Origin of the sequence: Nonomuraea sp. NPDC052634 (assembly GCF_040678535.1) — a bacterium.
Classification (GTDB): domain Bacteria; phylum Actinomycetota; class Actinomycetes; order Streptosporangiales; family Streptosporangiaceae; genus Nonomuraea; species Nonomuraea fastidiosa.
This window is the reverse complement of record NZ_JBFATY010000014.1, coordinates 90,283-104,425: the sequence shown is the minus strand read 5'-3', so window position 1 is coordinate 104,425 and position 14,143 is coordinate 90,283. Positions and strand designations below refer to the sequence as shown.

Here is a 14,143-nt window from a genome sequence, read left to right as displayed (position 1 = left end):
GAGTACGTCGAGATCGACGCCGCCAAGCTTCAGGCACTGCCGGGACAGTGACCCGGCCATGACCGGCCGGCACCGGAAGGGCTCGCGGGAAGGCGGCGAGACGCTCGACGGCCCCAACGACGTCCCCACCGGCCGCAACCTGACGGTCCGCCATCCCGGCGGCGCGATCGTCGAGTACGTCGAGATCGACGCCGCCAAGCTTCAGGCACTGCCGGGACAGTGACCCGGCCATGACCGGCCGGCACCGGAAGGGCTCGCGGGAAGGCGGCCACCGACCGCGATCCGGCCGGTCCACGCTCCGGAGGCTTCCCCATTCCTCCTTCATCGAATATCGTCGATTGTCGATGAAGGAGGAAAAAGGGCCGTTGCCCCGTGCGGAGGCTGAGGAGTACGCGAGCTGGTTCAAGGCGCTGGCCGACGCGACGCGGATCCAGATCGTGTCGTTGCTGGCACGGCGGCGCGAACCGATGAGCGTGGGCGAGATCGTGGCCGCGTCCGGGGTGGGGCAGTCCACGGTGTCGCATCACCTGAAGATCCTGTCCGAGGTGCGGTTCGTGCTGGTGGAGCGGCAGGGGACGTCCAGCCTTTACCGGATCAACGAGAACTGCGTGAGCTGCTTCCCCACCGCGGCGGACGTGGTGATGGGCAAGCCGGTGCCGCCCGCGCCGGTCTGTGAGTGAGGAGATCTCCATGACGGACGACATCACCGCGCTTCCCGCCGATCTCGCGTGCGGCGATCCGGGTGCCGTCGCGGAGCTGCGTACCGGCCAGGCTCGCATGGGGCCGGGCATGGAGATCCGGCCGATGCGCGACGGCGACGCGGCTGAGGTGCTGGCGATCTACCAGGCCGGGCTGGACACCGGCGACGCGAGCTTCGAGACCGTCGCGCCGAGCTGGGAGGTCTTCACCGCGAGCCGGCTGCCGCATCTGCGGTACGTGGCGGCCGACGCCGATTCGGGCGAGGTGCTCGGCTGGGTGGCGGCCTCGCGGGTCTCGGCGCGGAGCGTCTATGCCGGGGTGGTCGAGCACAGCGTTTACGTCCACCCCGGCTGCCAGGCTCACGGCATCGGCCGCGCCCTGATGACGGCGTTCATCGCCGCATCCGAGAACGCCGGCGTGTGGACGATCCAGTCCGGCATCTTCCCTGAGAACGCCGCCAGCCTGGCCCTGCACAAGGCGCTCGGGTTCCGCGTCGTCGGGACCCGCGAGCGCATCGCCCGCCATCACGGCGTGTGGCGGGACGTGCTGATGGTGGAGCGGCGCAGTCCGGTGGTCGGAACCTGATTTCGTTCCTTTCGGGAACATCGTGCGGCCTGTCGTGGTTACATGGATCGTGGCCGGTGTGCCCAGTGTCCCCGGGCCTCACCTATTGCCTTCGCGGACTACCGTTCGGCTGGAGCCGCGTTGAGCCTTTCGCCGAGAGGCGACACGCACACCGGTACGCATACGTGAACGAAGGCCCTCGCCGATCCGGCGGGGGCCTTCGCGCTGTTCACGTCACCCGCAGCAGCCGCCTTGGGACGTCGCCAGCGGGAGCGGGGTGCCGCCGATTCCGGCGGAGAGGCTGACGCGCTGCTCCTGGGCCTCGGCGAGGCTGGAGGAGCACACGCCGGTCTCGGGCAGGTCGAGCTGTACGTTCCTGGCAGCCTCCCGGTCTCCGGCGAGGGCGGCGACCACCGAGCGGGCCTGTTCGTAGCCGGTGGCCAGCAGGAACGTGGGGGCGCGGCCGTAGCTTTTGACGCCGATGGCGTAGTAGCCGGGCTCGGGATGCGCCAGTTCGTCCGCGCCGTGCGGCGGGACGGTGCCGCAGGAGTGCTGATTGGGGTCGATGAGCGGGGCGAGTGCGCGGGTGGAGCCGAGGACGGGGTCGAGGTCGAGGCGGAGCTCGGCGGCGATGGTGTGGTCGGGACGGTAGCCGGTGGCGGCCACGATGCGGTCGGCGAGAACCGACTGTTCGTGTCCCGAAGGGGTGCGGCTGATCACCCGTGCCCGCGTGCCCTCGCGTTCGATGGCGTGGGTGAAGAAGCCGGTCAGCAGGCGGATGCGGCCGCTGTCGACGTGGGCGTGCAGGCGGGTGCCGAGCGCTCCCCTCGCGGGCAGCGCGTCCGCTTCGCCGCCGCCGTACGTACGGGCGGCGCTGCTCGCGCGGATCGCCCAGGTGATCGAGGTGTCCTCCAGCTCGGCCAGGCCGAGCAGGGTGGTGGCGGCCGAGTGACCCGCGCCGATCACCAGAACGTGCCTGCCCTCGTACCGGTCGCGGTCCGCGCCGAGGACGTCGGGCAGCGCGTGGTCGATCAGATCACCGGCGTCGGCCTCGCCGTGGGCGGGCAGGCCGGACGCGCCGAGGACGTTCGGGGTGGCATAGGTGCCGGAGGCGTCGATGACGGCGCGGGCGTGCAGCTCGCCGCCGTCGGCCAGGCGGATCAGGAACGGCGCCTGCTCGCGGCCCGCCGTACGGACGCGGTCGTAGCCGAGCCTGCTGATCGCCGTCACCTTCGCTCCGGTACGGATCCGGTCGCCGAACAGTTTGGCCAGCGGAGCCAGGTAGCAGTCGATGAGCTCGGCGCCGGTGGGCAGCCAGTCGGGGTCCGGCGCGCTCCAGCCGTCGGCCTCCAGCAGGCGGCGGGCGGCGGGGTCGATGTCGTACGTCCACGGGCTGAACAGCCGTACGTGCCCCCACTGGGCGATCGACGCGCCCGCCCGCTCCCCCGCTTCCAGCACCACGAAGTCGAGGCCGCGTTCGGTGAGATGGGCCGCCGCGGCCAGGCCGATCGGGCCTGCCCCGATGACGGCGATGGGCAGGTCATCGGGCTGCCGGGCCTGGCGGCTCGGCTCCCGCTCGACGGGGGCGGGACCGCGGCATCCGCTCATGGTGCTTCTCCTCATCGGCAGTTTGCTTCGAAAGATATCTAAGCAGCGCTCACCGGCAGCATGCCCGTCGAATTAGAGAGATGTCAAATTAGATGTTCATCTAAATAGCGAGGTGCGAGCGCCCTGACGAGCTCCGCGCACTTGGCGGGTCAGCGCGGCGACGACGCGACGGGCGTCCGCCCCGACTCCGCGCAGCGTGTTGGATGACGGCGTACGCTGCCACTCGAGTCCCAGGTAGCCCAGGCCGGGATGGGTCGGCGACAGGCCGCGGCGCTGGCGCGGCCGCCCCTCGGCGTCCAGCGCGCCCATGTCGGCGAGGTACGGCAGGTCCGGCAGGTACCCGGTGGCCAGCAGCACCGCATCGACCCGCTCGCGCCGGCGGTCGCTCCAGATCGCGTGATCGCCGTCCAGCCGGGTGAACATCGCCCGCCGCACGTAACGACCCTCGCGCAGCGCCCGGCGGTAGCGGCCGTCATCGAGGACGGGCGACGGCGGCGGCATCTGCGCGCGGGCCAGGGGCAGCCGGTCGAACCCGGTGACGCGGAACCAGAAGTGCAGGTCCCGGCCCAGCGGGCGCTGCTCGACGAAGCGGATGGGCGCCCGACTGACCAGCGTCACCCGGCGTTCGGCGGCCAGCTCGTACGCGATCTGGACCGCCGAGTTGCCCGCCCCGACCACGACGACGTGCTCGCCCGGCAGCGAGGACGGCGAGCGGTAGTCGGCGGCGTGCAGCACCGGACCTCCGGTGAAGGTGTCCAGGCCGGGGAGGCCGGGCCGGTGCGGGCGGCCGAAGGAGCCGCTGGCCGCGATGACGGCCGGGGCGGTCCACTCCTGCCCATCGGCCAGGCGTACGAGGAAGCCGCCCGCGCTGGGCTTCACGGCGCTGACGCGGGAGCCGGTGCGCAGCTCGGCACCGCGCTCGACCAGGGCGGTGGCGTAGCGCTCCAGGTAGGCGACGACCTCGTCTCGGTGCGGGTAGCGTTCGGGGTCGCCGCCGAAGGGCATGCCGGGCAGGCTGCTGTAGCGGGCGGGCGAGAACAGGGTGAGGCTGTCGTAGTAGCGCGGCCATGATCCGGCCGGGCGGTCCGACGCCTCCAGCAGCACGGGCCGCAGGCCCTGCTCCAGGGCGGCGTGCGCGGCGGCCAGGCCGGACTGCCCGGCTCCGACGATCAGGATGGAGTCGTTCGGCATGCGGCAGAACGTACCGTCATTTTCTAATATGTCAATAATTTGGTACGAGGGGTAAGCTGCGGGTGGTATCGGGAGGGAGCAGGCATGAGCGAGACCACGACACCGTCAGAGGCGACAGCGGGCGCCACGTGCGCGCCGCGGCTGCCGCAGGCCGCTCAGGACTTCCTCAAAGCCCTGGCCAACGAGAGCCGTCAGCAGATCATGCTGCTGTTCGCCCAGGGCGCCGAGCTGTCGGTCAACCAGGTCGCCGAACGCGCCGGCATCAGCCAATCGGCCGCCTCCCAGCAGCTCGCCCTGCTCCGGCGAGGCGGCATCGTCACCTCACGCCGCGCCGGCAAGGAGGTGCTGTACCGGGGCGACCGCGACAGCGTCGCCCGCATCCTCGACGACCTGCGGGACTACCTGCGCTTCTGCTGCTGACGGGCTGGGCAGGCGATCACGCGTCCTTCTCGGCGGGAGGACGGACCACGGCGACCGGGCAGGTCGCGTGGTGCAGGACGGCGTGGCTGATCGAGCCGAGCAGCGCCGAGGCGAAGCCGCCGCGCCCGCGCGAGCCGACCACGACGAGGTCGGCGGTCTCGGCCGCCCTGACCAGGGCGGTGGCGGGGTGGTCGCACTGCTGCTCGTCGGTCACGACCAGGTCGGGGTTGCCGGTGCGCCAAGGCTCGACCAGTTCGCGTGCCCGGCGCGGCAGTTCCTCCATGATCTGCTCGACGAGCTGACCGTAGGCGACGCCGTACGGGGAGAACGGCGGCACCTGCCAGGCGGTGACCACGTGCAGCCTCGCCCGGCGGCTCCTTGCCTGCTCGACGGCGTACTCCATGGCCGCCCGCGCGTGATCGGAGCCGTCGTAGCCCACCACGACGCGGCCGTGCTCCACCGGGTGCGGGGCGCGGACGACCACGACCGGTCCGGCCGCGTGCCCGGCCACCGCGGTGCTGACGGAGCCGAGCAGCATGCCGGTGAACCCGCCGAGGCCGCGGCTGCCCAGCACGATGCTGTCGGCCGTCGTGGACTCGGCGATCAGCCGCTCGACGACGTTGCCGGTCAGCAGCTCGGTCGTCACCTTGACGCCGGCGGCGAGGCCGTGGGCGATGTCGGCGGCGGCTTCGAGCGCGCCCTCGCAATATTCGACGCCCTGGTTGTGCGACCACTGCTCGCACACGTGCACGATGCGCAGGTCGAGCCCGCGCCGCGTGGCGTCGTCGGCCGCCCATTCCACCGCCGCCGCTGCCGCGGGCGAGCCGTCCGCGCCGACCACGATCTGCTTCGACATCGCCCTCTCCTCACCGTTCGATCCCTCACTTTCAGCTTCCATCGAGGCTGGTGAACGGCGCTGCGGGAGGAGGTCACGGGAGCGTGTGCCTTTGGTCCCGGATCGTGCGGTACGCAGGTCCCGCCCCTCCCGTCGGGCCGGCCCTTCGTCACGGCGGCGCCGGGACGTTCGCCCCTGTCTCCTCGCCTGGCTGACGAGGTGGGGTGGAAGGAGAACGTTGAAGGGGGCTGACGATGCAAGCCAAGCGGTGGACGCAGCGCGACATCAGCGCGGTGGCCGGCTCGCCGGTGCCGGGCCGTTCATGGTGATAGGGGGACGTCGCCATGAGCGTCGCCGAGCATGGCCTCACCAGCGGGAGGCTCGCCGACACGGTCAAGACGCTGCTGCACGAGGGCAAGGTGCGGCGGATCATCATCAGGGACGCGCGCGGGCGCACGGTGCTGAACGTTCCGCTGACGGCGGGGGCCGTGGCGTTCGTGGCGGCGCCGTTCCTCACGGTGGTGGCGGGATTGGCCGCTGTGGCCGCCCATTGGACCATCGACATCGAGCAACCGGCTCAGGAGGTGGAGAACGGGCTCAGGGCGGACGCCGAGCGGTGACGCCGCCGGGGCCCGCCTGATACGGCGCGCGGCCCCAAGCCTTCCCCTGCGGGCCCCCAAGTCCTGGTCACGGCAGCTCGGTGCGCATGTTCACCACGGGTAAACAGAAGATGTGGCATACGGGGACAACCCGCACATAGGGAGACAGAAACCGACGCACAATCGTGCGCTGGCCGTCATCCCGCTCGGCATGATCGCGGTGATCACTGCCGCCGATCTGCTGTCCCCCAGCCGCATCCACTTCGGGGCCTTGCTGGTGGCGGCGCCCGCGATCTCGGCGTCCTTCGCCGGTGCCGGGTTCACCGCCGTGATCGGGCTGCTCGCGCTGGCGGGCGAGGCGTTCATCGCCCTCCAGAGCGGGACGCTGGGCACCGACAGCATCAAGGCCGAACTGGCCGCCATCGCGGTGGTCTCGGTGTTCGTGGTGCTGTTCTGCCACCTGCGGAACCGGGAGAGACGGGTCCTGGCGCAGGTGCGGTCGGTGGCGGAAGCCGCGCAGCTGGCCTTGCTGCGTCCGCTGCCGGGGGCGCTCGGGCCGCTCCGGCTCGCCAGCGTCTATCTGGCCGCCGCGGCGGAGGCCCGGATCGGCGGGGACCTGTACGGCGCGGTACGCACCGCGCGCGCCACCCGCCTGCTCATCGGCGACGCCCGCGGCAAGGGGCTGCCGGCCATCGCCGATGCGGCGGCCCTCGTGGGCGCGTTCCGCGAGGCGGCCCGCCGGGATCTGTCCCTGGCCGAGCTCGTCGCGGATCTGGAGGACAGCGCCGAGTTCACCCCGTACCGGTTCGCCGAGGAGAGCCCGGCGGAAGAGGAGAGCTTCGTCACCGCGGCCGTGCTCGAGTTCCCGGATGATGAGCCGGTGCTCAGCGTGGTGAGCTGCGGCCATCCGCCGCCGCTGCTGATCCACCACGGCGAGGTCATCCTGTTGCCGTGCGATCCTCCGGCCCCTCCCCTGGGCCTGGGGGACCTCAGCAGCCAGCGGTTGTGTGTCTGTTCGTTCCGGTTCGAGCCGGGGGATCTGCTGCTGCTCCACACCGATGGCGTCACCGAGGCGCGCGACGCCTCCGGCGTCTTCTATCCGCTGCAGGAACGGGTCGCCGCCTGGACGCAGGAGACCCCGGAAGGTCTGCTCAAGCGGCTGTGCGACGATCTTCTCGACTACACGGGCGGGCGGCTCGACGACGATGCCGCCATGGTCGCGGTTCACCGCCTGCCAACCGGGAAAGCCGCGGCAAGCGAGACAGACCAACACTTTTCTCACCTGTGACGCTCATCCAGGGACCTATGGGAAGGGGCAACCGGCGAGGCCAGTCCCTGGAGGAAGTCAGTGAGCGGTGAGCGTCCCGTTCTGGTGGGCTACGACGACTACCCCGAGAGCCGGGACGCGCTGGTGTGGGCGGTCGAGGAGGCCCGGCTGCGCGGGCTGCCGCTGCTGGTCTGCCACGCCCTGCACTGGCCGTACCTGCCGAGGACCGTCCCCCAGGACGTCTTCCAGCAGATCGAGCACGTCGCGCTGAGCATCGTGGAGGAGGGCGTGCGCCGCGCCAAGGAGCTCGCGCCAGAGCTGGACGTGCAGTCGATGCTGGGCAGCGGCACGCCGTCGGCGGTGCTTCTGCGCGCCGCATCCGAGGCGGAGCTGACGGTTCTGGGAGCGCGCGGTCAGGGCGGGTTCGAGGGGCTGCAGGTGGGGTCGGCGGCGGTGCAGGTGCCCGCGCACAGTTCCAGGCCCGTGATCGTGGTACGGCCGTCGCCGTATCGGCCGAGCGGCGAGGAGGCGCGGATCGTGGTCGGCCTGGACGGCTCGCCGCCCAGCCTGGCCGCCTTCGACTTCGCGCTCGACGAGGCGGCGCTGCGCGGCTGCACGGTGTCGGCGCTGTGCTGCTGGACGGACTGCGGGTCGGCGTCCTGGCAGGAGCCGCTGCCGTTCGTGAACTCGCATGCCCTGCGCACCGGCGCGGAGGCCCGCTTCCGCGAGGTGGTCTCGCATCTGGCCCGCAGGCGTCCGGACGTGACGGTGTTCACGGAGTTCGTGACCGAACGGCCGCAGCGGGTGCTCATCGATATGGCCAGGGACGCCACGCTGCTCGTGCTCGGCAACCGGGGCAACGAGTGCCCGCCTTGCATGCTGCTCGGGCGGGTGACGCAGACGGCGCTGCTGGAATCGTGGTGTCCGGTGGCGGTGACCCCGGCGACCGTGCTGAATCCGCGCATTCCGCCGGGTTGAGCCTGCCGGGGTCCAATGCTCTGACCTGCGGGACCTTCGTCCCTGGCCGCGTACGGGCGGCGCGGGCGAGCGTGGGGGAACCGACGAGGAGGCACGATGAAGGCGCTCATCTACGAGGGGCCGGGCCGGCGTTCGTGGACGGACGTTCCCGTTCCTCGCCCGGCCGAGGCGACGGACGCGATCGTACGGGTGGACGCGGTCACCATCTGTGGCACCGACCTGCACATCCTGAAGGGCGACGTGCCCGCCGTGCGGCCGGGGACGATCCTCGGGCACGAGGCGGTCGGCACGGTGACGGAGATCGGTGCGGCGGTGACGGCGGTCAAGCCGGGAGACCGGGTCTTGGTGTCGTGCATCTCGGCGTGCGGGCGCTGCCGCTACTGTCGCACGGGCGCGTACGGCCAGTGCCTGGGCGGCGGCGGGTGGATCCTCGGCCACCGGATCAACGGCACGCAGGCCGAGTACGTGCGCGTCCCGTTCGCCGACACCTCCACCCACGTGCTGCCCGGCGGGGTCTCCGACGAGGCGGCGCTCATGCTGGCCGACATCCTGCCGACCGCGTACGAGGTGGGCGTGCTCAACGGCCGCGTCCGTCCCGGCGACACGGTCGTGATCGTCGGCGCGGGACCGATCGGCCTGGCCGCGATCACCACCGCGCAGCTCTTCACTCCGGCGCACATCGTCGTGGTCGATCTGGCGCCGGCCCGGCTGGAGGCCGCCAAGCGGCTCGGCGCGGACGTGACCGTCGGCGCCGGTGACGACCCGGCCGCCGCCGTCGGCGACCTGACCGGAAGGCTCGGCGCGGACGTCGCCATCGAGGCCGTGGGCCTGCCGGAGACGTTCGAGCTGTGCACGAGGCTGGTGCGCCCGGGCGGTCACGTGGCCAACGTCGGGGTGCACGGGCGGCCGGCCACGCTGCACCTGGAGGACCTGTGGATCCGCAACCTGACCATCACCACCGGCCTGGTCGACACCTTCTCCACGCCGGACCTGCTGGAGATGGTCGCGGCCGGGCGGCTGGACCCCACCGGGTTCATCACGCACCGCTTCACGCTGGACGACATGCCGGCCGCGTACGACGCCTTCGCCGGCGCGGCGGCGACCGGTGCGCTGAAGGTGGTGCTGTCCCGGAGCTGACTTCCTCGCGGGGATTTCGGCCTCCTTCAGCACGCCAGGCACGGACCACCGGCACGGCCGGACTCGCCGCGTCTCGCGGAGGGTAAGGAGCCGAAGGGGAATCCGGCTGCCCCAGACCCCGGCGGTCCACGCCGCCCAGCCGCACGTCGGTCTCGGAGGAGCCGAGCTGCCTGACGGCCTCGGTGTAGCGGTCGGTGATCTGGCTTCGCTGGGCGGTCTCCACCGTGCGGGCGGTGTACCACAGACCCCGGCCGGTGAACCGACGCCGCCGATCACCGCCGTGGCCAGGCCCGCGCCGGCGAGCCGCCACCGGATGCGGAGCCACGAGGACGCGGATGGGACAGGGGCCCGTCCGACCGCCTCAGGTTCAGGCGGCGGCATGTCGCGGGCGGCCCTGCGGGCCCGGGCGGTGGCGGGCGTGAAGCGGATCACGCGCGGCGGCACGCGAGGAGGCCGCGCGGGGGAGAACCGGTGGGCACACGTCCATTTCATCGCGCCATTCAGCCGGCGACCGGTATTACCGCGGAAATTCCACCCCACCGGCCGTGACGGCAGGCAGTCCAATACCACAGTAACGCGAAAAACGCTATCAGAAAGCAGAGATCCGGCTGTCCTGCGAAGTGCCGGTGAATGTCCGGGCAATGCCCTGGATCATGCGTATGCCCCCATCGACACTTGCACTACGCACTCGATGGTGAAGGGCACTGCCGCGCGGCCGGCCCGCACCGCTTGGAGGTGGACGGCACAACCTCGATTCCTTTCCGCCAGGAACTTTCAGATGAAGGAAATGGAGCCAGTCATGAAAAGACGTTCGTCCAGAATCGCCGCCGCCCTCGCCACGTGCCTGGCGGTCCTCATCGCCGGTCTGGGACTCGCCTCGCCGGCCCACGCGGCCGACAACAGCGGCTGCAACGGCTACGCCTGCGTCAAGATCATCGGCAGTGGCGGCCGGGTGGATCAGATCCAGGCCTATACGAATATGTGGTCTGTGCTCAGCTTCTATGGCCACTTCCGCCTCTGGGGCCCGGGATTCGCGTACAACACGGCGGACCGCGATAACTCGCACAGCCTCATTCACTACCGGAAGATCGGACGCAATTTCGCCAACGGCAGCCAGTTCTGCGTCGAGGCCTATCGGAAGAACGCCGACGGTACGTACTCGCGCATGGGACTGCCCTGCGTTTACACGCCGATCTCCTAGCGATTCCGTCAGGCGCAGTGCGCGCGAGGCCCGGCCGGATCAACCGATCCGGCCGGGCCCTCGGCTTCCCGGCCCCGCCGGTCAGAGGGTGGATGCGCGCGGGGTCTCCGGGCGGGGGCGGCCGTGCGGTCCACCACCGCCTGCGCCGGCCCGGTCAGCTTGCGGTGATGGCTGCGGGCGAGCCGGCACAGCAGGGCGAAGGCCCGGTCCATGGGCAGCCCGTGCCGCTCGCTGAGCACGTTCTTGGCCTGGTCGATGACGACCCGGCTGGTCGGCGCCCGCTGCGGCTGCCCGGACAGGACGCGTCGCCCCGACCCTGCGCCTTCGTGCCGCGCCCGCGGGGTCAGCACGCCGTGCGCGCTCGCCGCGAGCGCGGGCCGCGCCTCGGCGGTCAGGATCGGGTACGGCGGCTTCCGCATGGGACGAAATACCGTCTACCGGTCACTGAGTGCTGAAAGCTTGCAGACCGGTGGGACTTTCGCCTCTGATGCACGCGGCACCGGCCCTGGAGCCTGAACTGTGGCCGGTGCGCGTGCCGCACCCGGTCACCGCGCCGGCCAGCGCCGACACTAGGACTGACGGACACGCGTACGGCGGGCAGGGAGGGCGGCAACGTGACGACCTCGTCTTCTGGCCTGTCGTCGGCGGAGGCCGCCGCGCGGCTGGCGCGCGACGGCGCGAACGTGCTCCCGCGCAAGCCGCCGACCCCGTTGTGGCGGCGGGTCCTCACGCAGCTTCGCGACCCGCTCATCGTCGTACTGCTCGTCGCGGCGGTGCTGACGATCGGCACCGGCGACTGGACCGACGCCGTCGTGATCATGCTGGTGATCGTGGTGAACACGGCGGTCGGCGTGGCGCAGGAGGTGCGCGCCGACCGCGCCATCACGGCCCTGGCCGACCTCACCACGCCCGAGGCCCGCGTGGTACGCGACGGGCAGCAGCGGCAGATCCCGGCGAGCGAGGTCGTGCGGGGTGACCTGCTGGTGCTGGCGGAGGGCGACATCGTGCCGGCGGACGCCGAGGTGGTGGAGTCGGCGGCGCTGCTGGTGGACGAGTCGGCGCTGACGGGCGAGTCGGTGCCGGTGGACAAGGGCGTCGCCGCGCGGGTCTCCTCCGGCACCGTGGTGGTGCGGGGCAGGGGCCGGGCGGTGGTGACGGCGACGGGCGCGGCGAGCGCGAGCGGCCGCATCGCCGCCCTCATGGTCAAGGGCGGCGGGCTGACGCCGTTGCAGCGCCGCCTGGCCGGGGTGGGGCGGCTGCTGGCCGGTGTCGCGGTCGCGCTGTCGGCGCTCGTGCTGGTGCTGGGTCTGGTACGCGGCCAGCCGGTGGAGCTGATGGTGGTGACCGCGATCAGCCTGGTGGTCGCGGCGGTGCCGGAGTCGTTGCCGGCGGTGGTGACGTTGAGCCTGGCGCTCGGGGCCCGCCGCATGGCGGCGCGGAACGCGCTCATCCGCCACCTGCCCGCCGTGGAGACGCTCGGCTCGGTGACCGTGCTCGCCACCGACAAGACGGGCACGCTCACCGAGGGCCGGATGGTCGCGCGGCACCTGTGGACCCCGTACGCCGAAGCCCCCGTCACCGGCTCCGGCTACGCGCCCGACGGCGCGATCGACGCCGAAGACCCGGCGCGGTTCCGGGCGCTGCTGGAGGCGGCGGCGCTGTGCAACGACGCCCACCTGCGCCCGCCGCAGGACGAGGGCGGCGGCGAGTGGACGGCGCTGGGCGACCCGACCGAGGCGGCCCTGCTCGCCGCCGCCGCCCGGCTCGGCCTCGACCACGCCGGCCTGCAGCGGCGGTTCCCCCGGGTGGCGGAGCTGCCGTTCGACAGCGGACGCAAGCGGATGACCACCGTGCACCTGCTGCCGGACGGCGGCGCCCGGCTCATCTGCAAGGGCGCGCCCGAGGCGCTGCTCCACCCCGACGTGCTCACCGACGATCCCGCGCTGGTGGCCCGGGCCGCCGAGCGCGCCGACCGGTACGCCCGTGACGGCTACCGCGTGCTCGCCGTCGCCGGCGCCGACCTGGACGCCGTGCCGGCGCCCGTACGGGAGAGCGGGCTGAGCTTGCTCGGGCTGATCGCGATCCTGGACCCGCCGCGCGCGGCCGCCGCCGGCGCCGTGGCCGACTGCAAGAAGGCGGGCATCAAGCCCGTGCTCATCACCGGCGACCATCCGGGCACCGCCCGCGCCATCGCCGCCGACCTCGGCATCGTCGGCCCCAGGGACGCCGCCGTGGACTGCCGCGAGCCCGGCGTGCTCGTGGACGAGGATGGACCGGCCGCCGTCTACGCGCGGGCCACGCCGGAGCAGAAGCTCGACCTCATCGAGAGCCTGCGCGGCCGTGGCGAGGTCATGGCGATGACCGGCGACGGCGTGAACGACGGCCCCGCGCTGCGCCGCGCCGACATCGGCGTCGCCATGGGCAGGCGGGGCACGGAGGTGGCGCGGCAGGCCGCCGACCTCGTGCTCGCCGACGACAACCTGGAGACCGTCGTCGCGGCCGTCGAAGAGGGCCGCCGGGTGTACGCCAACATCCGCCGCTTCCTCGTCTACGGCCTGTCCGGCGGCGCGGCGGAGATCGCGGTGATGCTGCTGGGGCCGTTCGTCGGGCTGCCGCTCCCCCTGCTGCCCGCGCAGATCCTGTGGATCAACCTGCTCACGCATGGCCTGCCCGGCGTGGCGCTGGGCGGCGAACCCGTCATCCCCGGATCCATGTCGCGCCCGCCACGGCCGCCCGGCCAGAGCATCATGGGGGCGGGCCTGTGGCAGCGGGTCGTCCGCATCGCCATCGTGCTCACCGCCGTCACTGTCGGGGTCGCGGTGTGGGCTTCGGCGACCGGGCGGCCGTGGCAGAGCATGGCGTTCTTCGCGCTCGGGGCGACCCAGCTCGGGGTGGCGCTCGGGACGCGTACCCGGCCGCGCTCGCTCGCCAACCCGATGCTGCTCGTCGCCGTGGCGGGCGCGCTCGTGCTCCAGCTCGCCGGTCTGTACGTGCCGCTGCTGCAGGAGCTGCTCGGCACCCGGCCGCTCGCACCCGGCGACCTGCTGATCGTGCTGGTGCTGTCCTCTCTGGGGTACGTCGCCGCCCGCCTCGACCGCATCCTGCACCCCTCGCGTTCGTGACTACTTCAGCCAGGCGTTGCGCCGCACGATGGGCAGGCCGCCGAGGCCGAGGGTGGCGCCGGCGTCGGCCATGGCCAGGCCGATGAGGACGATCGCGTAGACGATGTGGTCGTCCATGAACGGGTTGGTGTCCAGGGGCAGCTCGGCCGCCCACATCAGGACCAGCATCAGCGTGCCTGTGGCGGCGGCGATGCGGGTGCCGGCGCCGAGCATCAGCGCCAGGCCGATGCCGAGCAGCCCGGCCATGAACAGCCAGTCCACCCACGCCTGACCCGCCAGCGCGGAGAAGAAGCCGCCGAGCGCGTTGTCGCCGGTGCCCTTGAGGAACCCGGTCGTCGGGCTGCCGCCCGCGAGCCAGGCTTTGCCCGGCGGGGTCGCGAAACCCCAGCCGAACGTCTTGTCCAGGAACGCCCATAAGAAGATCCAGCCGATCGCGAGCCTGGCGGCGGCCCAGACGTACTCGACCGGGCGGCGTCCCTCGGTGGTGGCGGTGGTGGCGGGCCTGTCGATCGTGGCGGCCAT

The 14,143-nt window shown here is 72.2% G+C and carries 15 protein-coding genes; 10 read left to right on the top strand and 5 right to left on the bottom strand.

Features of this window, described 5'->3' with window-relative positions; genetic code table 11:
* The first annotated feature begins 58 nt into the window (after window positions 1-58).
* The 3 genes from AB0K67_RS36690 to AB0K67_RS36680 all read left to right on the top strand — a co-directional run bounded on the left by AB0K67_RS36690 (window position 59) and on the right by AB0K67_RS36680 (window position 1,284).
* Window positions 59-223 (top strand): hypothetical protein, encoded by a 165-nt coding sequence (locus tag AB0K67_RS36690; protein WP_364069338.1) that lies wholly within the window; start codon window positions 59-61, stop codon window positions 221-223.
* Window positions 224-365: 142 nt separating this feature from the next.
* The gene (locus tag AB0K67_RS36685) at window positions 366-680 is read left to right on the top strand and encodes a metalloregulator ArsR/SmtB family transcription factor (RefSeq protein WP_364069336.1); all 315 of its coding nucleotides are present in this window, start codon (window positions 366-368) and stop codon (window positions 678-680) included.
* Between the two features lie 10 nt (window positions 681-690).
* The gene (locus tag AB0K67_RS36680) at window positions 691-1,284 is read left to right on the top strand and encodes an N-acetyltransferase family protein (protein WP_364069334.1); all 594 of its coding nucleotides are present in this window, start codon (window positions 691-693) and stop codon (window positions 1,282-1,284) included.
* A gap of 213 nt (window positions 1,285-1,497) precedes the next feature.
* Here the strand turns inward: AB0K67_RS36680 and AB0K67_RS36675 are convergent, their stop codons facing one another.
* Together AB0K67_RS36675 and AB0K67_RS36670 are read right to left on the bottom strand one after the other, a co-directional pair.
* Entirely contained in the window at window positions 1,498-2,871 is a 1,374-nt protein-coding gene (locus tag AB0K67_RS36675; protein ID WP_364069332.1) for an FAD-dependent oxidoreductase, read from the bottom strand.
* Window positions 2,872-2,967: 96 nt separating this feature from the next.
* On the bottom strand, window positions 2,968-4,062 hold the full coding sequence (locus AB0K67_RS36670) for an NAD(P)/FAD-dependent oxidoreductase (RefSeq protein ID WP_364069330.1): 1,095 nt from the start codon (window positions 4,060-4,062) through the stop codon (window positions 2,968-2,970).
* A gap of 84 nt (window positions 4,063-4,146) precedes the next feature.
* On the opposite strand from AB0K67_RS36670, the gene AB0K67_RS36665 reads away from it, so the two are divergent.
* Window positions 4,147-4,482 carry a metalloregulator ArsR/SmtB family transcription factor gene (locus AB0K67_RS36665; protein ID WP_364069328.1) on the top strand — a complete coding sequence of 112 codons (336 nt, stop codon included), beginning with the start codon at window positions 4,147-4,149 and terminating at the stop codon, window positions 4,480-4,482.
* Between the two features lie 16 nt (window positions 4,483-4,498).
* On the opposite strand, the gene AB0K67_RS36660 is transcribed toward AB0K67_RS36665, so the two are convergent.
* Window positions 4,499-5,338 carry a universal stress protein gene (locus AB0K67_RS36660; RefSeq protein ID WP_364069326.1) on the bottom strand — a complete coding sequence of 280 codons (840 nt, stop codon included), beginning with the start codon at window positions 5,336-5,338 and terminating at the stop codon, window positions 4,499-4,501.
* Between the two features lie 323 nt (window positions 5,339-5,661).
* Here AB0K67_RS36660 and AB0K67_RS36655 point away from each other — a divergent pair, with 323 nt between their 5' ends.
* The 5 genes from AB0K67_RS36655 to AB0K67_RS36635 all read left to right on the top strand — a co-directional run bounded on the left by AB0K67_RS36655 (window position 5,662) and on the right by AB0K67_RS36635 (window position 10,499).
* Complete coding sequence (locus AB0K67_RS36655; protein ID WP_364069325.1) at window positions 5,662-5,937, top strand: DUF4342 domain-containing protein; 276 nt, start codon at window positions 5,662-5,664, stop codon at window positions 5,935-5,937.
* Between the two features lie 190 nt (window positions 5,938-6,127).
* Entirely contained in the window at window positions 6,128-7,204 is a 1,077-nt protein-coding gene (locus AB0K67_RS36650) for a PP2C family protein-serine/threonine phosphatase (protein ID WP_364069324.1), read from the top strand.
* 60 nt (window positions 7,205-7,264) lie between these two features.
* A complete protein-coding gene (locus AB0K67_RS36645) occupies window positions 7,265-8,161 on the top strand; it encodes a universal stress protein (protein ID WP_364069323.1) in 897 nt (298 codons plus the stop codon).
* A 96-nt stretch (window positions 8,162-8,257) separates the two neighbouring features.
* Window positions 8,258-9,298 (top strand): zinc-dependent alcohol dehydrogenase family protein, encoded by a 1,041-nt coding sequence (locus AB0K67_RS36640; RefSeq protein WP_364069322.1) that lies wholly within the window; start codon window positions 8,258-8,260, stop codon window positions 9,296-9,298.
* Window positions 9,299-10,076: 778 nt separating this feature from the next.
* The gene (locus AB0K67_RS36635) at window positions 10,077-10,499 is read left to right on the top strand and encodes a hypothetical protein (protein ID WP_364069321.1); all 423 of its coding nucleotides are present in this window, start codon (window positions 10,077-10,079) and stop codon (window positions 10,497-10,499) included.
* Window positions 10,500-10,507: 8 nt separating this feature from the next.
* Here AB0K67_RS36635 and AB0K67_RS36630 read toward each other — a convergent pair whose 3' ends face one another.
* Window positions 10,508-10,918, bottom strand: a complete 411-nt coding sequence (locus AB0K67_RS36630; RefSeq protein WP_364069320.1) for an ANTAR domain-containing protein — start codon at window positions 10,916-10,918, stop codon at window positions 10,508-10,510.
* A gap of 195 nt (window positions 10,919-11,113) precedes the next feature.
* Between AB0K67_RS36630 and AB0K67_RS36625 the strand changes: the two genes are divergently transcribed.
* Window positions 11,114-13,621: a cation-transporting P-type ATPase gene (locus AB0K67_RS36625; protein ID WP_364069318.1), complete on the top strand. Its 2,508-nt coding sequence runs from the start codon at window positions 11,114-11,116 to the stop codon at window positions 13,619-13,621.
* On the opposite strand, the gene AB0K67_RS36620 is transcribed toward AB0K67_RS36625, so the two are convergent.
* A complete protein-coding gene (locus AB0K67_RS36620) occupies window positions 13,622-14,143 on the bottom strand; it encodes a hypothetical protein (protein WP_364069316.1) in 522 nt (173 codons plus the stop codon). It lies immediately after the preceding gene.